Source organism: Streptomyces sp. NPDC058697, from assembly GCF_042715345.1.
Lineage (GTDB): Bacteria > Actinomycetota > Actinomycetes > Streptomycetales > Streptomycetaceae > Streptomyces > Streptomyces liliifuscus.
On sequence record NZ_JBHXSU010000007.1, the window covers coordinates 324,810 to 343,600 of the forward strand.

17 protein-coding genes are annotated in these 18,791 nt (G+C 69.4%); 10 read left to right on the top strand and 7 right to left on the bottom strand.

The window, feature by feature from the left end:
- Positions 1-793 precede the first annotated feature (793 nt).
- Both ACFWXQ_RS19700 and ACFWXQ_RS19705 read left to right on the top strand, forming a co-directional pair.
- Positions 794-1,954 (top strand): LLM class flavin-dependent oxidoreductase, encoded by a 1,161-nt coding sequence (locus ACFWXQ_RS19700; RefSeq protein WP_383956189.1) that lies wholly within the window; start codon positions 794-796, stop codon positions 1,952-1,954.
- A complete protein-coding gene (locus ACFWXQ_RS19705) occupies positions 1,951-2,469 on the top strand; it encodes a GNAT family N-acetyltransferase (RefSeq protein WP_386268696.1) in 519 nt (172 codons plus the stop codon). The genes ACFWXQ_RS19700 and ACFWXQ_RS19705 overlap by 4 nt, the downstream gene beginning before the upstream one ends.
- Positions 2,470-2,493: 24 nt before the next feature.
- Here the strand turns inward: ACFWXQ_RS19705 and ACFWXQ_RS19710 are convergent, their stop codons facing one another.
- Together ACFWXQ_RS19710 and ACFWXQ_RS19715 are read right to left on the bottom strand one after the other, a co-directional pair.
- Complete coding sequence (locus ACFWXQ_RS19710) at positions 2,494-3,345, bottom strand: phosphotransferase enzyme family protein (protein ID WP_383956183.1); 852 nt, start codon at positions 3,343-3,345, stop codon at positions 2,494-2,496.
- A 205-nt stretch (positions 3,346-3,550) separates the two neighbouring features.
- The gene (locus ACFWXQ_RS19715; protein WP_386268699.1) at positions 3,551-4,411 is read right to left on the bottom strand and encodes a helix-turn-helix transcriptional regulator; all 861 of its coding nucleotides are present in this window, start codon (positions 4,409-4,411) and stop codon (positions 3,551-3,553) included.
- 128 nt (positions 4,412-4,539) lie between these two features.
- Here ACFWXQ_RS19715 and ACFWXQ_RS19720 point away from each other — a divergent pair, with 128 nt between their 5' ends.
- Positions 4,540-5,535, top strand: a complete 996-nt coding sequence (locus tag ACFWXQ_RS19720) for an aldo/keto reductase (RefSeq protein ID WP_383953414.1) — start codon at positions 4,540-4,542, stop codon at positions 5,533-5,535.
- Between the two features lie 395 nt (positions 5,536-5,930).
- On the opposite strand, the gene ACFWXQ_RS19725 is transcribed toward ACFWXQ_RS19720, so the two are convergent.
- Positions 5,931-6,350: a MerR family transcriptional regulator gene (locus tag ACFWXQ_RS19725; RefSeq protein WP_383953416.1), complete on the bottom strand. Its 420-nt coding sequence runs from the start codon at positions 6,348-6,350 to the stop codon at positions 5,931-5,933.
- Positions 6,351-6,407: 57 nt separating this feature from the next.
- Positions 6,408-7,442, bottom strand: a complete 1,035-nt coding sequence (locus tag ACFWXQ_RS19730; RefSeq protein ID WP_383953418.1) for an MDR family NADP-dependent oxidoreductase — start codon at positions 7,440-7,442, stop codon at positions 6,408-6,410.
- 332 nt (positions 7,443-7,774) lie between these two features.
- Between ACFWXQ_RS19730 and ACFWXQ_RS19735 the strand changes: the two genes are divergently transcribed.
- Positions 7,775-7,858, top strand: coding sequence for a putative leader peptide (locus ACFWXQ_RS19735; RefSeq protein ID WP_363189606.1), 84 nt, complete (start codon positions 7,775-7,777; stop codon positions 7,856-7,858).
- A 139-nt stretch (positions 7,859-7,997) separates the two neighbouring features.
- Positions 7,998-9,284 carry a sulfite oxidase gene (locus ACFWXQ_RS19740; RefSeq protein WP_383953420.1) on the top strand — a complete coding sequence of 429 codons (1,287 nt, stop codon included), beginning with the start codon at positions 7,998-8,000 and terminating at the stop codon, positions 9,282-9,284.
- 18 nt (positions 9,285-9,302) lie between these two features.
- Here ACFWXQ_RS19740 and ACFWXQ_RS19745 read toward each other — a convergent pair whose 3' ends face one another.
- Positions 9,303-10,574 (bottom strand): hypothetical protein, encoded by a 1,272-nt coding sequence (locus tag ACFWXQ_RS19745; protein WP_383953422.1) that lies wholly within the window; start codon positions 10,572-10,574, stop codon positions 9,303-9,305.
- Positions 10,575-10,822: 248 nt separating this feature from the next.
- Here ACFWXQ_RS19745 and rox point away from each other — a divergent pair, with 248 nt between their 5' ends.
- The 3 genes from rox (at position 10,823) to ACFWXQ_RS19760 (ending at position 14,579) form a co-directional block, all read left to right on the top strand.
- Positions 10,823-12,253, top strand: coding sequence for a rifampin monooxygenase (gene rox / locus ACFWXQ_RS19750; RefSeq protein ID WP_383953424.1), 1,431 nt, complete (start codon positions 10,823-10,825; stop codon positions 12,251-12,253).
- Between the two features lie 340 nt (positions 12,254-12,593).
- On the top strand, positions 12,594-13,019 hold the full coding sequence (locus ACFWXQ_RS19755; RefSeq protein WP_383953426.1) for a hypothetical protein: 426 nt from the start codon (positions 12,594-12,596) through the stop codon (positions 13,017-13,019).
- 51 nt (positions 13,020-13,070) lie between these two features.
- Positions 13,071-14,579 (top strand): WD40 repeat domain-containing protein, encoded by a 1,509-nt coding sequence (locus ACFWXQ_RS19760; RefSeq protein ID WP_383953428.1) that lies wholly within the window; start codon positions 13,071-13,073, stop codon positions 14,577-14,579.
- Positions 14,580-14,663: 84 nt separating this feature from the next.
- Here the strand turns inward: ACFWXQ_RS19760 and ACFWXQ_RS19765 are convergent, their stop codons facing one another.
- Positions 14,664-15,386, bottom strand: coding sequence for a VOC family protein (locus tag ACFWXQ_RS19765; RefSeq protein ID WP_383953430.1), 723 nt, complete (start codon positions 15,384-15,386; stop codon positions 14,664-14,666).
- A 261-nt stretch (positions 15,387-15,647) separates the two neighbouring features.
- On the opposite strand from ACFWXQ_RS19765, the gene ACFWXQ_RS19770 reads away from it, so the two are divergent.
- On the top strand, positions 15,648-16,337 hold the full coding sequence (locus tag ACFWXQ_RS19770) for a haloacid dehalogenase type II (protein WP_383953432.1): 690 nt from the start codon (positions 15,648-15,650) through the stop codon (positions 16,335-16,337).
- Positions 16,338-16,548: 211 nt separating this feature from the next.
- A complete protein-coding gene (locus tag ACFWXQ_RS19775) occupies positions 16,549-17,508 on the top strand; it encodes an alpha/beta hydrolase family protein (protein ID WP_386268705.1) in 960 nt (319 codons plus the stop codon).
- 106 nt (positions 17,509-17,614) lie between these two features.
- Here the strand turns inward: ACFWXQ_RS19775 and ACFWXQ_RS19780 are convergent, their stop codons facing one another.
- On the bottom strand, positions 17,615-18,763 hold the full coding sequence (locus tag ACFWXQ_RS19780) for a LacI family DNA-binding transcriptional regulator (RefSeq protein ID WP_383953942.1): 1,149 nt from the start codon (positions 18,761-18,763) through the stop codon (positions 17,615-17,617).
- Between the last annotated feature and the right edge of the window lie 28 nt (positions 18,764-18,791).

Here is an 18,791-nt window from a genome sequence, read left to right on the forward strand (position 1 = left end):
AAGGATGCTGGGCTGTCGGGAGCGGTGGGTGAGTTCACCTGAAGGAGCGGAGCGGCACGCGCGATGTGCGAGTCGCGTGCCTTACGCGCGACAGCAGGCGGCGCTGACGACGTGACCAAAGTCGACATGCCGACGACGAACGAGTCGTTGCTGCGTGGGGCACATGTGCATCATCCTGCGCATCCCGGCCGGGCGCCGTCAATACTTCCCTAGTAAATCGATAGGAAATATAGGGAACGATCGACGCGATGGCTGGTATTCACTGCTGCGCCTGGCCGGCTGGCCGGCTGCGGCGGCTCGTTGGCTGGTCGACAGGCTGCCGGAGCCGGTCCGGCATGCGGGCGTTGGTTGACGATGAGCGAGATGTATTGCTCAATTGGCCGCATGAACGCCCAGCCGCGCTTGGTCTCGCGTGACCACATCGACTTCGGTCGGGTGTGGTCCGCGGCGTGTTGCGCCTGACTCGGGCGGTGGGCCGTCCGCCGGCCCTTCCCTCCTCGGTGACCCTGTCGCGGACCGAGTTCCCCCTTCGGGGCGCAGGCCCCCGCTGGCACTGAATCCGCCCAGGCGCTGACCCGCCCAGGCGCTGACCCGCGCAGGCACCGATCCGCGCAACGACGTGGTCCCGCGGACCTGACGCGCGCTGCCGCCGCCCGGTTCCCCCGACGCGGGCAGTGTCGCCACGCTCGTACCAAGCCGCCGCCCCAGTTCCCTGACGATCCGTTCCCTGACGATCCGTCATATCCCGCTGTGCGAAAGACCGTTCCGCCAGCCCGTACGAAAGGTCATTTCCATGCCCGTGGAGTTCCTCGGTATCGCCGCGACGAACAACGGATCCGAAACCACCGCGCGGTCCGGCGCCGCCTTCGACAAGGAGTACACGCTCCGGCTGGCCCGGGCGCACGAGGAGCACGGCTGGGACCGGGTGCTGTTCGCCTACGGCTCCGGATCGCCGGACCCCGCGCCGGCCGCCGCCTACATCGCGAGCAGGCTGGACTGCCTCCAGATCCTGCTCGCCCACCGGCCCAACGTCTCGTACCCGACCTTCGCCGCGAAGACCTTCGCCACCCTCGACCAGATCAGCGAGGGCCGGCTGGCCGTGCATTTCATCACCGGCGGCAACGACCAGGAGCAGGGCCGCGAGGGTGACACCCTCACCAAGGACGAGCGCTATGCCCGGACCCGCGAGTACATCGCGATCGTCAAGAAGATCTGGACCACCCGCGAGCCTTTCGACCACGAGGGCGAGCACTACCGGTTCCACGACTTCGTCAGCGACGTCTTCCCGGTCCAACAGCCCCACCCGAACGTGTCGTTCGGAGGTTCGTCGCCCGCCGCGTACGCAGCAGGGGGCGCCGAGGCCGACATCTACTGCCTCTGGGGCGAGCCCCTCGCGAAAACCGCTGAGCAGATCGAGAACGTGAAGGCCGCCGCGAAGGCAGCGGGCCGCACCGAAGTACCCCGTATCCAGGTGGCGTTCCGGCCGATCATCGCCCCGACCGAGGAACTGGCCTGGGAGAAGGCGCATCGCACGGTCGGCGCAATCAAGGCCCGCAAGGAGAAGGGCGAGGCGATCACCAAGCGCCACAACGGGCAGGCACAGCCGCAGAACACGGGCTCGCAGCGGCTGATCGCGATCGCTGAGGCGGGCGAGCGCTACGACCGTGCCCTGTGGACTCCGACAGCCGCCGCCACCGGGGGCGCGGGCAACTCCAACGCGCTGGTCGGCACACCGGAGACGGTCGCCCAAGCCCTCCTGGACTACTACGACCTCGGTGTCGACATCCTCTCCGCCCGCGGCTACGACCTGTACGACGACGCGATCGACTTCGGCCGGTACGTGATCCCGATCGTCCGCGAGGAGGTCGCCAAGCGCGACGCCAAGCACGACGCCGAGCGCGCCCCCGAGCGGGCGGCCCGCGCCACGCAGAACCTCGCGGCGGTGACTGGATGACGTCAGTCGCGCAACCACCGCCGTCCGCAACCGAGCTGACGGTCATTCAAGTAGCGGTGTCCGACCCGCGGGTGGGACCACTGCTGCGGGAACTCGGCGACGAGTACTCGACGCGCTACGGCAAGGACGCGCACGCCGAACTCGCGCGCTATCCCGACGAGGAGTTCACCCGGCCGCACGGCGGGGTGCTGCTCCTGGTGCTGGAGCGCGGTGAGCCGGTCGCGGGCGGCGCCTTCCGCCGGTACGACGGGATCACGGCGGAACTCAAACGGATCTGGACGCATTCCGCCCACCGCCGACGCGGTCTCGCGCGAGTCGTCGTCGCCGAACTGGAGCGCGAGGCGCGCGAACGCGGCTACCAGCGGATCTACTTGACGACCGGGCCGCGCCAGCCCGAGGCGCGCGGCCTGTACCTGGTCACCGGCTACACCCCGCTGTTCGACACGTCCGCCGACCCGGAAACCATCGGCCCGCTGCCCTTCGAGAAGCACCTGTCGGCCGACGCGCGCACTTGAAGGACCGTAGGCATCTGACTGCAATCAGCCATGAATATCCAGGCCGTTGGGATCGAGTGCTGCTCGGATCCGGCTCAGCCACTCCGCGCCGAGCTGACGCCCGTTCGGGAGCTGGTCGTCTCGGTCCCAGCGCCACGTTGTGATGATCGCCAGCACGAGGATCCGGCACTCGCGCAGCAGGTCCTGGTCGACACCTGGATAGTGCTCGCCGACTTCTTCGGGAGCATGGGCGAGGTCGAATTCGACGGGCCCACGGCAACACGTCTCAAAGTCGATGAACAGCAGCCCGCTCTTCGTGGTGAGCAGGTTGCCCGGGTGCGGCTCGCCGTGCAGCAATTGCTCGGCGCCGCCGCGCTCGTCGATCGCTCGTCTCATGCTTCGTAGCGTGTCGCCGAGGAGCTTCCGGTCCGCGTCGGCGAGCGCCGGAGTGCGTTCGCGGTTCGCCAGGAGTTCTTGGGCGTACTCGATTCGATCCGTGAAGTGCGGCGTCGGGACATCGAGCTTGCGCATACCGGCATGCAATTGCCCGAGCGCACTGGCGTAGTCGGCCGGTGAGACCTCTTGAGGTGAGACGCGTTCGTAGTAGGTCCAGAGACTGACCACGAAGCCATCACGCTCATAGACGCGTGGCTCCACTCGCGGCTCAAGGGCAGCCACGGGGCACCCGGATTCGCCGAGCCACTGAGCGACCTCGACTTCGAACCGCGCGACCTGTTGATCCACAGGCGCCACCCGGGCCAGGACATCACACGGCAGCAGACGCAGAGTGAGCTTGTTCGAGTCATGAAGAACGATCGTGTCGTCGACTGCCAGGTCAAGTGATGAGGCGATCGACCTTGCCGCGGCCACTGCACGCGAGACTTCTGACGCCTGCATCGTTGCCCGGCCCCTCTCCCTTGAGCGCTGCCACAACTCTCCAAGTGGTCCAACTGGCCTGCGCACCCTACCAAGTTGTCGATCTAGGGCCGGGGCAGCGCGCCGGGGTCCGGAGTCGCGCGGGCATGGACGGTGACGAACGTGGAGCGTCGCATGAAGTCCACCGACGTCGGCAGGATCGGACGAGTCGGCCGGGTCGGACGCATCACCGTGCTGTCGGGCCCGTTGCCCCCGTGGGGAATTCCTCGATCCCGATGACCCGCAGCAGCTCCAGCCGCTCGCGGGCCTCGGTGTCCGCCGGGGTGAGCACCAGCAATTGCTGGCCCTGATCGGGAGTCACCAGGGTCTCGCAGTCCATCAGCAGGCGGCCGACCCGCGGATGCAGCAGGGTCTTGCGGTCGGCGCGCCGGACCGCCACCTCGTGCTCGGCCCACAGCCGGCGGAAGTCGGCGCTCGCGGCCTGCAGCCGGTCGACGAGTCCGGAGACCGTGGAGTCGCCGGACCGGCGGCCGGCGGCCGCACGCAGGTCGGCCACGAGCCGGCGGCCGTGGCGCTCTTGCTCCTCGGGCGGAGTGACGGCACGGACCGCGGGATCGGTGAACCAGCGGTACGCGACGTAGCGGCGGTCGCCGGACAGGCCGGTGTGGTCGCCCATGAGCAGGAGGGCGGCCCGGTTCTGGGCGAGGGCCTCACCCAGGTCGGACAGCACCAGGGCCGGGGTGTCGCCGAGCAGGTCGAGCATGCGGATCAGGCCGGCGCGGGCCAGGCGAGCCACTCCGTCGGCGGGTGGGGGCCGATGGCCGGCCAGGTGGAACAGGTGGTCGCGTTCGTCGTCGGAGAGGCGCAGCGCCCTGGCGAGCGCGCCGAGCAGTTGGACCGATGGCTGACTGCTGCGGCCCTGCTCAAGGCGTACGACGTAGTCCACCGACATGCCGGCGAGCGCGGCCACCTCTTCCCGTCGCAGACCGGTGGTTCGGCGGCGGGGACCGTCGGCGATACCGACCTCGGCCGGGCGCATCGCCTCGCGGCGGCGGCGCAGGAAGTCGGCGAGCTGGTCACGTTCCATGGCCTCATCGTCTCTCGCGGCGGGCGGGCCGAGCCAGGGAGCGGCTCTCCCAGGATGAACGCTCCGCTCCCGTACGTCGTGGCGCGGCCGCAAGGTGGACGGCAGACCGACGACGAAGGAGAAACACGATGCAGACACGAACCCTGGGCACCACCGGCCCGGCCGTTTCCGCGCTGGGCCTGGGCGCGATGGGTATGTCGGGCGCTTACGGCGCTGCCGACCGCGCGGAGAGTATCGCCACCGTGCACGCCGCGCTGGAGGCCGGCGTCACGCTCATCGACACCGGCGACTTCTACGCGATGGGCCACAACGAGCTGCTGCTCGCGGAGGCGCTGCGTGGCCGGCCCCGGGACAGTTACCGGTTGAGCGTGAAGTTCGGCCAGCTGCGGGGGCCGGGGCGCGAGTTCAGCGGGCAGGACGGCCGGCCCGAGGCGGTGAAGAACTTCCTGGCCTACTCGCTGACCCGCCTCGGCACCGATCACATCGACATCTACCGTCCCGCCCGGCTTGACCCGGCGGTACCGATCGAGGAGACGGTGGGCGCGATCAAGGAGATGATCGACGCCGGGTATGTCCGGCACCTCGGCCTCTCGGAGGTCGATGCGGCGACGATCCGCCGGGCGCATGCCGTGCACCCGGTCGCCGACCTTCAGATCGAGTACTCCCTCCTGTCCCGCGCGGTGGAGGCGGACATTCTGCCCACTCTGCGGGAGCTCGGCACAGGCCTGACCGCGTACGGCGTCCTCAGCCGTGGCCTCATCTCCGGCCACTGGTCCGCCGGCCACACCGGCGGCCCCGGCGACGGCCGCGGTTTCAGCCCGCGATTCGCGAGCGGCAACGTGGAACACAACCTCACCCTCGTGGAGGCTCTGCGCCGGGTCGCCGACGCGAAGGGGTGCACGGTCGCCCAACTGGCCATCGCCTGGGTGGCCGCACAGGGCGACGACATCGTGCCGCTGGTCGGTGCCCGTACCCGCGAGCGGCTGGCCGAGGCGCTGCCCGCGCTGGAGCTGACCCTCACCGAGGACGACCTCGCCGAGATCGAGAAGGCGGTACCGCCGGGGGCGGCGCACGGCGATCGATACCCGTCCGCGTTCATGTCAGGCCTCGGCGTCGGCAACTGAGTCCGCACCCCCGACAACCACGGCAGCACTCCGAAGAGGTCTGCAGCGGAGTTCTACGAGGACTTGCCTGGCAAATGATGAACGTAGTGCCGATCGAGCAATAGGTAATCGCCTTGCTGCGACGGTGGAGCCCAGCGATGCTGGGCCGATGCCAGGGCAGCGGAAGAGGAAGCGTCAGCAGCGGGACGAGGCAGAGCGGGCGACTGCTCGCTTCGCGCCTGACGCCGGCCGCTGGGAGGTGCTCTTCGAGACCCAGGACGAGTCGGAATGGCGCGCTTACGTCCGCCGGCTCAGAGCGTCGGACACGCGGATCGACTGGTCGGCGGTGCGGATTGACACGCTCTGTGGACGCACGGTGCAGCCGACCACCTTCCGACTGAGCCTCTTTGTGCCGCCTACTGGGCCTCGGCCGAGAACGTAGCCGCAGGTGCAGAGGGAGAAGAGCCGGACCGATCGTCCACGCGCTGTGCCAGACGGTCGCGCAGACGGGTCAGGCGGTCGATCTCGGCGTCGAGGGCCGCCAGTCTGCGGTCGGCGACCCTGGAGCCGGGGACGCCGGAGTCGGGAAGTCCGCAGCGCCGTTGGGGATTCTTGACCAGCACGTCGATCCGGTCGGCGACACCGCTCAGATCCTCGATGGTGAGCCCGAGCGCCAGCAACTCACGGACAACGCGGGCTCTGGCCACATCGTCCGGCCCGTACTCACGCTGTCCGGCGGCCGTACGCGGCGGCGGTGGCAGCACGCCGCGCTCCTCGTAGAACCGCAGCGCCCGGGGTGTGGTCCCCGCTGCTGCCGCCGCATCCCCGATCCGCATCCCGCCCCCGTCCGGACTTCTTCACGCACCGCGCACTCGCGGCCGCGCCTTGTAGCTTCACAGTGGCGGCAACTCCACGACGACGGTTCCGAAATGCCGCCCCTCGAACAGTTCCTGCAACGCCCGCGGTGCCCGATCCATGCCCGGGACCCGGACGTGCGGGAAGGTGATGTCGCCGGAGCGCAGCCAGTCCCCGAACCGGTTGGTCCATTCCTCGGTCACCTCCGGATGATCCATGCCGCTGTAGCCGCGGAGCGAGACGCTCTGGTTGACGAGCCGGAACGTGTCGATCTCCGCGGGAGCGCTGCCACCGTCCCGGTGCGGCGACAGCTGCCCGGCCAGAGCGCCGACGAGTGCGAAGCGCGCGCCGCGGCGCGCGGCGCGGACCGCCGCGGTCAGTTGCTCGCCGCCGACGGTGTCCAGCAGTACGTCGATGCCCTCCGGCGCAGCGGCGGCCAACTGTGCGTCGAGCGACCGGGATCCGGGCACCAGCACATCGTCGTAGCCCAGTTCGGCCCGCAGCCGCTCGGCCTTGTCCGGCGAACGGGTGCTGCCGATGACCCTCGTGGCCCCCAGCAGACGCGCCACAGAGCCCGCCAGCGACCCCACGGCTCCAGCCGCCCCCGTGACGAACACCGTGTCGCCGGGGCGGACTTCGGCGAGCCGGGTCAGCGCCCCGTACGCGGCAGACCCGGATGACAGGTGGGCCACCGGGTCGGGCAGAGCATCGCCCAGCGGATTGCAGGCGCCCTCCGCCACCAGTGCGTACTCGCGCCATCCGAGAAAATGGGTGACCGCGTCCCCCGGCCGCAACGAACAGTCTGCCGCCGCCGCGACGACCTCGCCGACAGCGGGACCGAAGAGAGCGTCACCGACGTGGATACGCGGCAGTGGTACGCCGTCGGCCTGGCCGCCGATCAGGGTGCGCAGCCCCGGAAACACGAGGAAGTACTGGTTGCGGACGAGGACTTGACCCGGACCGGGGGCGGAGAGCGGCTTCTCCGCGACCGCGAAGTGTTCAGGGCCGGGCAGCCCTTCGGGGGTGTCGGTCAGCAGGATCTCGCGCGTCGTTGCAGGCAGGGGAGTGGCCATCTCGGGCTCCTGGATTGGTGATTGGGAGATTGGGTGATTGCGTGAGTGGGTGTAGGTGTGGGCGACAGCCGGACCTGCCCGGGCCCGGCCGTCGGCGCGCAGACGCTAACCCCTGACGTGCGCGTCAAGGGCAAGACAGTCGGGTTGTCCGGTCTGGTCTTCGACGGCGACTTCCGCCTTTCGGCGTACCCCGTGTCTCCGCCGTCCCCGCCGTCTCCGCTGTCCTGCCGGTGAGCCCGAGCAGCCACGGGCTCCGGGAGTGCTGAACCGGCCAACGCCCTGACCAGAACGCTCCGTTGACACCCTTGCGAGCAACGTGCTTGCATCCCGCCATGCCATCGCCGGAGCCTCTGACTCGCCGCCGCGCCGTGGACCTCGTCCGGGTGGCCGCGGCACTGTGTCGGACGACCGGATGATCACGCGCCCTTTCGCGCCTCCCGCCAACAGCCCTGCCTGGCAAGCCTGTTGTGCTCGGCATTCCGGCCGCTGGGTGCTCGCCCCGGCCCGCGCCTGACCTCCTCTCGTGCTCACCACCTCTTCTGACGAGGACTAGCCATGCCTTCTGCCACCCCAGCCGGGCGCCCCGCCGGGCACCACGACGAATCCGCCTACGACCGCCGCAGGCTGCGCCAGTGGCTCGCCGGCGAAGCAAGGGCGGACGGGGTCACCCGCCGTCGGCTGCTCACCCTGCTCGCCGCCACCGCCGCAGGGACGGCGCTGGGCGCCACGCCTTCCGCCCACGCCGCCGACCGGCCGATCGTCAAGACGCTGCCGCCCGAGTGGTTCATCGAGCGCGGCACCAACGCCGAGACCCGCTGGGAGGCGCTGCGCGGAACCGGCTACCACACCCCCAACGAGCGGTTCTTCGTACGCAACCACACCGCCACCCCCGTCCTCCAGACCGACGAATGGCGGCTGCGGCTGTGGGGGAGCGGACTGCGCGGTGCACCCGGCGAGGACCGGGCGGTGGAGTTCGGGTACGACGATCTGAGAGCCCTGCCTGCGGTCACCCGTACCGCGTTCGTCGAGTGCGCCGGAAACGGACGCTCCTACTACACGACCCAGCAGGGCGAGACGGTCACCGGAACCCCGTGGACGCTGGGCGCGATCGGTGTGGCGCGCTGGCGCGGGGTGCGCCTGGCCGACGTGCTGCGCCGGGCCGGGCTGTCCCCGTACGCCGTGGACGTGCAACCCCGTGGCCTCGACGCCGAGTACATCAGCGGAGGCGAGAACCTGGGCAGGGTGCGCCGTCCGCTGCCGCTCGCGAAAGCGCTGGACGACGTACTGCTCGCGTACGAGATGAACGGTGAGCGGCTTCCCCACGATCACGGATATCCCGTACGGGTGTTGGTGCCCTCATGGATCGGGATCGCGTCGATCAAGTGGGTCGGCGACATCGAGGTGTCCGCGCAGCCGCTGTTCTCGCCGTGGAACACCACCTTCTACCGGCTGTTCGGCCCAGCTCACCCGGAGGGCGGCAGTGCGCCCATCACGCGGCAGGTCACGAAGAGCGCCTTCGAGCTGGCGAGCGGTGCCACGTTCGCGGCGGGACAGAGGCACGTACTGCACGGGCGGTCGTGGTCGGGTGCGGGCGGCGTCGCGCGGGTCGACGTCAGCACCGACGCCGGGGCGAGCTGGCGGCCGGCCCGCCTCCACGACCGGCCCGGCGCCGGGACCTGGTCCCGCTGGTCCCTCAGCTGGAGGCCCGACGCACCCGGCGCCACCCACCTGCTGGCCCGCGCCACCGACACGGCCGGCCGCACTCAGCCGGACACCGCCGTGCCGAACACACAGGGGTACCTGTTCGACGCGGTGGTGCGGCATCCCGTGAGCGTGGTGTGACGAACAGTGCGTCATGCCTCAGTCGGGGAGCGAGGACAGTGGCACTGCGAACACTGTCCGTAGGTTCTCCCATTCGGTCAGGGACCAGACCTGGCCCGTGCTCTGCCAGTACGTCAGGGACTCCGGGTGCTCGGCCCAGCACTGGTAGGTGCCTCCGCAGGTGGCCACACTGCGGGTCGTGGTCTGTCCCCAGAGGTGTCCGTGGACGCCGGACGAGGCCGAGGCATGGGCGACGTACCAGACGTTGTCGTGGGCGAGGACCCCCTGCATGTTCCCCACGCCGCTCCGGTAGCCCTGGACGGCCGGGACGAACGAGCCGGAGGCGCTGCTGCTGTTGAGGAGGTAGTCGCTGCCGAAGTTGTAGCGCAGCATGCGGCCCTTGGTTCCGTTGTTGAGGTACTCGGTGGTGACCAGGCTGTTGGGCACGCTGCTGCGGTCGAGCGAGAGCGAACCGACGCAGGGCACGGCCGTGTTGACGTTGCCCGTACAGGCCCCCGCGTCGTACGAGTACGAGCCGATGGCGGGCATGACGTACTGGTAGCCCCAGGCGGAGTAGCCGCCGTCGACCTTGCCGATCGCGTAGCTGTTCACCGAGGCCTGCAGGATGTGCTCCATGCTGAAGACGTAGATCGCGTTCGTGTGGCCCTGCTGGCCGGAGACGAACAGCTTGTCCCCGTACCAGGCCATGCCTCCCGCGTGCGCGGCGACCCGCGCGAAGTTCTCGCCACCGCTGGTGGGAGTTACCAGGAGCACCCAGCGGTACTTGGGGGCCGCGGGGTTGTTGTAGTCGATGAAGGCGACGCGGACGGTGTTGTAGCGGGCGTCGCCGGTTCCGGTGCCGACGTAGCTCCACCCGGCCAGGATCAGCCTGTTGGTGCCCCAGGCGCCGTCGTCGTCGGCGTCTCCCGAGCTGGTGATCGACTGGGGGTGCCAGTCCGGGGTCGTCGCGTCGCCGGTGTCCCAGCAGAAGCTGGCGCTCGCGGTGGGAGCGGTCGGCAGGGTGCCCCGCTCGGCGGCGTTGCAGGAGCGCGCCGGGTGGTTGGCGCTCTCCAACACCTCGGTGACGCCTACGTTGTTGAGCTTCGAGTCGAGGTTCGCGGTCGTCTCCGGGGTGACCGCGTTCCAGCGGAGCCCGTAGCCCGCCCGCTCACTCGCACCGATCGTCTCCAGCGGATCGGTGTAGGCGCTGGCGGCGGCTCCCGCACCGGTGATCGCGCCCGGTGCCAGCGTGGCGGCGACCAGAGTGAGCAGGGCGACCAATGCGAGTCGAATGCTTCTTCGGGAATTCATGGTGGGGCCTTGCCCCACGGCGTCGGAACCCATTCCCGGGGTGCCACCAACACACGGCAAAGGCAAGGAGATTGCCCTCTCCTTGCCACTATCAACCTATAGCGCACCGGGGGCCTTGCGGCAAGCCCCGGGTCGTGCAGCAGAATCTCCGGTCGAAGCCAGAACCGGCGGAAATCAGTGAGTCGCGAAGTGCGTATGCCTTTATTGGCATATCGGCTCATGGGGCCTTGTTGGACGAGGGGGATTCGATGATTGACGTGATCGTGGTCGGCGGTGGACCGACCGGCTTGATGCTGGCCGGCGAGTTGCGGCTGCACGGCGTGCACGCGGTCGTGCTGGAGAAGGAGACGGAGCCGACCAAGGTTGTCCGCGCGCTCGGACTGCACGCGCGCAGTGTCGAGGTGATGGACCAGCGCGGTCTGCTGGAGAGGTTCCTCGCGCTGGGGAAGCAGTATCCGGTCGGTGGCTTCTTCGCAGGTATCACCAAGCCGTCGCCGGACCGGCTGGACACCGCACATCCGTACGTTCTCGGCATCCCGCAGCCCGTCACCGACCGCCTGTTGACGGAGCACGCCACCGAGCTTGGCGTCGATATCCGTCGGGGCTGCGAACTGGTCGAGCTGAGCCAGGACGACCAGGGGGTGACGGCAGAGCTGGCCGACGGCACGGAGTTGCGCTCGCGCTACCTCGTCGGCTGCGACGGAGGCCGCAGCACGGTGCGCAAGCTGCTCGGCGTCGGCTTCCCCGGGGAGCCCTCCAGGGCCGAGACACTGCTGGGTGAGATGGAGGTGACCGCATCGCGGGAGACGGTGGCCGCCGTGGTGACCGAAGTCCGCAAGACCCATCTCCGATTCGGTGTCGGGCCCTACGGAGACGGGTCGTTGTACCGCGTCGTCGTACCCGCCGAAGGAGTGACCGAGGATCGCTCGGTCCCGCCGACCCTTGAGGAAGTGAAGCGGCAGTTGCGGGTGTTCGCCGGCACCGACTTCGGCGTGCACTCACCGCGCTGGCTCTCCCGCTTCGGTGACGGCACCCGACAGGCCGAGCGCTACCGGACCGGCCGGGTGCTGCTGGCCGGCGACGCGGCGCACATCCACCCGCCGCTGGGCGGACAGGGCCTCAACCTCGGCATCCAGGACGCGTTCAACCTCGGCTGGAAACTGGCCGCCCAGGTCAACGGCTGGGCGCCGGAAGGGCTGTTGGACAGTTACCACGCCGAACGGCACCCGGTCGCCGCCGACGTACTGGACAACACCCGCGCACAGACCGTGCTGATGACCCCCGAGCCGGGTCCCCAGTCGGTGCGCCGGCTGATGTCGGAACTGATGGAATTCGAGGAGGTGAACCGGTATCTGATCGAGAAGGTCATCGCGATCGGGGTCCACTACGACTTCGGCGAGGGGCATGAACTGCTCGGCAGGCGGCTGCGGGACGTGGCGCTGAAGCGGGGCCGCCTCTATGAGCTGATGCACGGCGGCCGTGGCCTGCTGCTCGACCAGACCGGCCGGCTTTCGGTGGCGGGCTGGGCGGACCGGGTCGACCACGTCGTCGACGTCAGCGAGGAACTGGACGTGCCCGCGGTGCTGCTCCGACCGGACGGCCACGTGGCGTGGGTCGGCGACGATCAGCAGGATCTGCACAGCCAGTTGCCCAGGTGGTTCGGCGCTGCCGCCGGCTGAGCACGCCGTTGTGGCTCAACGAGGCTGTTGCGGTCCTGCCGGACCTGAAGGAGTTCGTGGTTCCTTCGACCGGCACGGAGCCCGCCAGGCCTCCGGACAGCCGACGACCATCCCAGCGCCGAGACCGAATGCTCCCTTGTTCCGATCTCAACTTCGCTGCGACCATGAGGGATGGCGCAGGCACCGATCGAAGTGGAGCTCGCGCAAAGGGGCGTTGACCGGCACCTCGGGTCCGACACGAAGATCGACCGTGCCGAGCTCCGTCACATCAGGAAGGCACGCACTGCTCGTACCGGCACGTGACGGACGAACGTACAGCCCATATCGCCCTGGGGAGCTGATGACCATTTCCTGCCGATCCGGCGACGACCACAGCGGTGGTTTGGAGATCACCATCACCCTGACTGCCCTGGAGGCCGAGGCCTTGGGCGAGGACGCCATCCTCATGGCCGAGATCTTCGACAGTTATCTCTGGGCCATGGGCATGCTCCGCACCGGCCGCAATTCCCGCGACCCTGGCACACCGCCCTCAACTCTCGGCGATTGGCTTTCGGCCCTGCGCGGCCTCGACCGGCTCCCAACCCGTCTCCAAGGCATCCGCGACGGTCTGATCCGAGCCTGCACCGCGGCCGACGGCAGCCTCGAACGTCTGGCCACCGTCATGAACACCAGCAGGTCGGCCGCTCGGCATCGGCGCACGAGGATCACCAGTCATGCCCCCAAATCCTGGGAGGAGTGGGCCAGGACGCACTCTTCGCGAAATTGACGCATGTACGGCGGTAGGGAAATGGGAGAGAGGCACTCCGGAGGGAGGCGGATGGTGACGGCGCAGCCGGCGGCGTGTTCGTGGACGGACGAGGAGACCGTGGCGGCCAACGCCGCCGGGCGGCTGGCCCCGGCGCAACTGCCGTTGCTGACCGGGGCATCGGCCCGGATCATGAGCGCGATGGGGCGGATCGCCGACGTACCGGGCGCCGAGCCTGAGGTGCGTGCGGCCGGGGTGCGGATCGAAGTACGTGATGACGCTGCGCCGCTTCCGCCTCCCGCGACGTACCGGCTGTACTGGCTGGCGCCGGCGGAGGGTGTGGAGGGGCGGAGCCTGCTGCTGTCGGCGCAGCCGCTCGACGCGCAGCACCCGGGGGAACAGGCGGATGCCGTCGCCGTCGAGGTGGGACGTGTGCCCGGCGGGGGCCGGTGGCGCCGTCGTTCACTCCTGCTGGCCGGGCTCGGAGCAGCCGCCGTTTCCGCCGCAGGCGTGACCCTGTCGCGGCTGTCCTCGCGTCGGGGCTCCCGCACCGACCCGGGCCGCACCGCCGGGCTGTTCACTCCGGGTTCCTCAGGGGCCGGCCCCGTCGACGCGTCCCTCGCCCCGGTACCCCGAAGAATCGCTGACACCGGAGGCATCCGCTATGTATCGCTGCTGATCGATGCCGGAGAGGTCACCACGCTGGCCTTCAGCCCGGACGGGCGGACTCTGGCCAGTGGCATCTCTGACGGCACCATCCGGTTGTGGGCCACGAAGGACGGACGTCCGACCGCCCTACTGACCGACGCCCGGCGATTCAGCCCGGTCGAGGTCGCCTTCCACCCGGACGGCACCATCCTGGCCGATGCCAGGAACGAACCACACCTGTGGGATCTGGCTTCCGGACGCACGATAGCCACCCTGGCCCTTACCGGCCGCGACACCAACGACTCCTCATGGTGCGTTGCGTTCAGCCCGGACGGCGCCCTCCTGGCCAGCGGCCACAGCTTCGACTACGTACGGCTGTGGGACGTCGCGAGCCGTTCGAACGTCGGCATACTTCGCGGCCACAGGGCATTCGTGTTGGCGGTGGCGTTCAGTCCCGATGGACGGCTATTGGCCAGCGGCAGCGACGACGCCTCCGTCCGGTTGTGGAACGTGGCGGGCCGTTCGAGTGTGGTCACCCTCACCGGCCACACCAGCACTGTCCACTCGGTGGCGTTCAGCCCGGACGGCACCACACTGGCGAGTAGCAGCTACGACCGCACGATCCGGCTGTGGGACGTCTTGTCCGCCCGCACCATCGCCGTTCTCAAAGGCCACACCAGCGCAGCGATGTCGGTGGCGTTCAGTCCCGACGGACGGATGCTGGCCAGCGGGGGCGCCAGTGCCAGCTCCGCGTTCGGCAATAACTACCCCAACGACCACACCGTCCGACTCTGGGACGTCGCGAGGCGTACGAACGTCGCCACCCTCAACGGCCACACGGGCACCGTGCGATCCGTGGTGTTCAGCCCGGACGGCACCACGCTCGCCAGCGGCAGCCACGACGGCACCGTCCGGCTGTGGCAGATCAACTGACCATGCCGCCGGGGGAGTTGCCTCTCCAGGACATGCTCTACGTGCCCCACCGGACGCCCGACCCGGACCTCGACGCTGGCGGAGCTACCGAGGCGTCAACACGGAGAACTCGTTGCCGTCGGGATCGGCCAACTCCACCCAGCCGGCCTCGCTCTGGCCGGTGCCGATTCGTTTCGCCCCGAGGGAGAGCAGACGGTCGACCTCCGTCTGTCGATCACCGTGGACGGGCGGAGCGAGGTCGAAACGCAGCCGGTCCTTGCCTGTCTTCGGTGCCACGGGTGGACCACCCCACGTGATCTTCGGACCGCCGTGCGGCGAGCGGATCGCGGTCTCCTGGTCCTGATCCCAGACCAGCGGCCACCCCAGCGTCTCGCTCCAGAAGTACCCGACCTCCTGCGAGCCGTCGCAGGCCAGCGCTCCGATGAATCCGCAGTCGGCGAGGAAACTGTTGCCCGGCCCGACGACGCAGAACTCGTTGCCTTCGGGGTCGGCGAGCACCACGTGCCCCTCCTCCGGGAGTTGGCCGACGTCGATGTGCCGTCCACCAAGTGCCAGCGCCCTGTCCACCGTCTCCTGCTGGTCCTCCAGAGAGGTGCTCGTCAGATCGAAGTGCATCCGGTTCTGGCCGACCTTCGGCTCCTGGCTCGGCAGGAAACGGATGCGGAACCCGGTGTCATCACTGGGCAGCAGCGTGACGCCGTCGTCCGGATCGTCGACCATCTCCCAACCCAGGACCCCGGACCAGAATCGCGCGAGAACCAGAGGCTCGCTCGCACCGAAGCAGAGCGCGAACAGTTGACAAGTCATTCCCCTGCACATCCCCGATCCACTGACCGACTGCTGTCGACAGGGCGCCCTGTGGGTCCCCCAAGCGGAGCCTAGAGGCAGGCCGGTGTCGCCCGCACCCGAGTATTCGCCTCGCCTCCCCGGGACCGTTTCGTCGATTGCCGCTCAAGGACGCAACCGGCGCGTCACCTCCTTGACTGGTGACGCAAGACCGGGCAACAATCGCTACCTGCGGGTTGACCCCGACCGCGTCACGCCTGACCACCATGAGGAGGAGCCCGCATGGCCGCGACGTACGGCATCGAGGTCGTCGTCTTCGACATCCTCGGAACGATGGTCGACGAGCCGGGCGGGCTCGCAGCGGCCATCCGCGAAGCGGCGCCCGGGGGCGACGACGCGTCTGTCGAGCAGCTCCTCGCGGTATGGCGAGACCACGTCGAGCGCGAGCAGCAACACATCGCGGAGGGAAGCCGGGCGTACGCCAACACCGAGGTCATCGACCGCGAGGCAGCTCAACGCGTCGCCGACTACGCCGGGCTCAGCGACCCGGTGGCCATCGCGCGACTGGCTACCGCAAGTCAGCGCCTGAAGCCCTGGGGCGACTCCCTCGCCGGACTCACGCGCCTCGCCCGGCAATTTCCCGTACTGGGACTCTCCAACGCCAGTCGGGCGACTCTCCTGCGCCTCAATGCGTACGCCCAACTGGCCTGGCACCAGGCCTTGTCGGCCGAAGACGCCCAGGCCTACAAGCCCGCGCCGGAGGTCTACCGGCTCGCACTCGACTCGGCAGGTTGTCCACCGGAGCGTGTGCTGATGGTCGCCGCTCACGCCTGGGACCTTCGCGGGGCTCAGGCGGTGGGAATGCGAACCGCCTACGTTCACAGGCCGGTCGGGGATCCACCGGCGAGCTCCGACACGTTCCACTTGCGGTCGAAGACCCTGGACGAGTTGGTCGCCGAGCTGACGGGGTAACGCTGCCCGAGCGGGTTCCTCGCCGGAAGGGCACGCAGGGGGTGTCGCACCCTCCTCCTGGCGGCCGTTGACAAAGCGGAACGCCGTTCCGTACCGTAAACGGAACAACGCTCCGCTTCGGCCTTGCTGGAGCCGGATGCTTCTGTCCGCCTCGCCCGCCGTCCGTCCGAACGTGACCGGCTGCTGAGGCCATTGAAGGGAAATTCGCATCATGAGCGCATCGGCTCAGACGGCTGACACCGTCAGTTCGCCCACTCCTGTTTTCTCGGTCAGCCCGGTGGTGCTGCCAGCCCCCGGTCGAGCGGTTGACCTCCAGGTACGGGTCTCCGCGCCCGTGACGGGGAGCGACCTGCCGGTCATTCTCCTCTCGCACGGTCAGGGCTACTCGAACCACCTCTCCTCGCTGAACGGCTACGCCCCACTCGCCAACTTCTGGGCTGCGCACGGCTTCGTCGTGATCCAGCCCACCCATTTGAGCTCCAGGACGCTGAGCCTGGATCCGAGCACCCCCGGGGCACCTCTGTACTGGCGATCGCGGGCCGAGGACATGACACGCATCCTCGACCAGCTCGACGTGATCGAGGCAGCCGTCCCGCAGCTCCTCGGGCGGCTGGACCACAGCAAGGTCGCCGTGGCCGGGCACTCGATGGGCGGCCACACCGCGAGCCTGTTGCTCGGCGCCCGGCTCACCGATCCGGACGACGGAACCGATGTGAACCTGGCCGAGCCCCGGATCAAGGCGGGCGTCCTGCTTGCCGCACCCGGCAGGGGTGGTGACGCCCTCACCGAGTCCGTGGCCGAGAACCTCTCCTTCTTCCTGACCACGGACTTCTCCAAGATGACGACACCCACGCTGGTGGTCGCCGGCGACAAGGACACCTCCGCCCACCTGACGGTCGCGGGCGCGGACTGGCACGCCGACCCGTACGTCCTCTCCCCGGGCCCCAAGTCCCTGCTCACCCTGTTCGACGCGGAGCACGGGCTCGGCGGGATCTCCGGATACGACGTTGCCGAGACCACGGACGAGAACACCGAGCGGGTGTCCGCGGTCCAGCGGCTCACCTGGGCCTACCTCCGCACCGAGCTCTACCCCGGAGATTCCGCCTGGCAGGAGGCGCGCGACGCGCTGACGGCCGGCCCCAACCCGCTCGGACGAGTCGAATCCAAGTAAGCCACCGTTGCGCCGACCCGACCCGACCCGACCCGACCCGACCCGACCCGACCCGACCCGACCCGACCCGACACCGACACCGGTCCTGGCCTCGCCCCGCCCCGCCTCAGTGCGCGGGCACCGCCGGTGGAGCGCTGGTGTGGCGTACCCGCAGCTCCATCGGAATGACTCTGGGTTCGGTGTCGCCGTTGGCGGCCATCAGCGCTTCCAGTGTCTGGGCGGCCTGCCGGCCCAGTTCGTCACGGGCCAGCGAGGCCGTGGTGAGTCGGCGTGAACTGGGCAGGTCGTCGAGGGAGATGTCGTCGCAGCCGATGACCGACATGTCCTCGGGCACCCGCAGGCCCGACTCCTCCAATGCCGTCACCGCACCGAGCGCCACGAGGTCGTTGTACGCGACGACAGCGGTGACACCGGAATCGCGTACGGCATCGGCCGCGGCGTAACCGTGGCGTGCCGTATGACCACAGGGGATGACCGTGACGTCGACGCCGAACGCCGCCGCCGCGTCGAAGGCGCGGATGCGTTCGGCATTGGCCCAGGACGCCTCAGGTCCGCTCAGGTAGGCCACGCGGCGATGCCCGAGCTGGGTGAGGTGGCCGCAGACCAGGGTCATCCCTCCGTAGAAGTCGACGGAGACCGAGGGAAGACTCAGTCCGGGGACGATCCGGTTGACCAGCACAACAGGGTGGCCACGCATGGACAGGTCGACGAGCTCCGCGCGGTTCATGCGTGGCGAGCACAGCAGCACACCGTCACAGCAGCGCATCAGGTCCTCGGCGCGCTCGTGCTCACTCGTGGCGTCCTCGTCGGACTCCATGACCATCACCCGCCGCCCGTGCGAACGGGCCACGGCGGAGACGGACTTGAGGACATCGGGGAAGTACGGGTTGGACAGGTCGGGCACGAGGACACCGATGGCGCCGGCCTCGCCGCGGGCCAGGCCCTGGGCGGCGGCGTTGGGTCGGTAGCCGAGTTCGGCGACCGCGTCCTGCACCCGGCGCGCCAGTTCGGGGTCGACCCGTGCCGTGCCGTTGAGAACACGGGAGACGGTGGAGGTGGAGACCCCTGCCGCCGTGCCGACATCGGTGATCGTCACCCGCCGCTGACGCGCCCCCTTCTTCGCGACGGAGGCGCTCGCCACGACGGAGGCGCTCGCCGCGACGGACGTGCTCGCCGTGCCCGTCGGTTCGGACTTCCCTGGCATGCCGTCCCTCGACGGATCCGGCTCCGCGGAGGTTCTCGGATTTTCCGTCATGTCCGGTACTTTCGACGTTGCCAAGCCC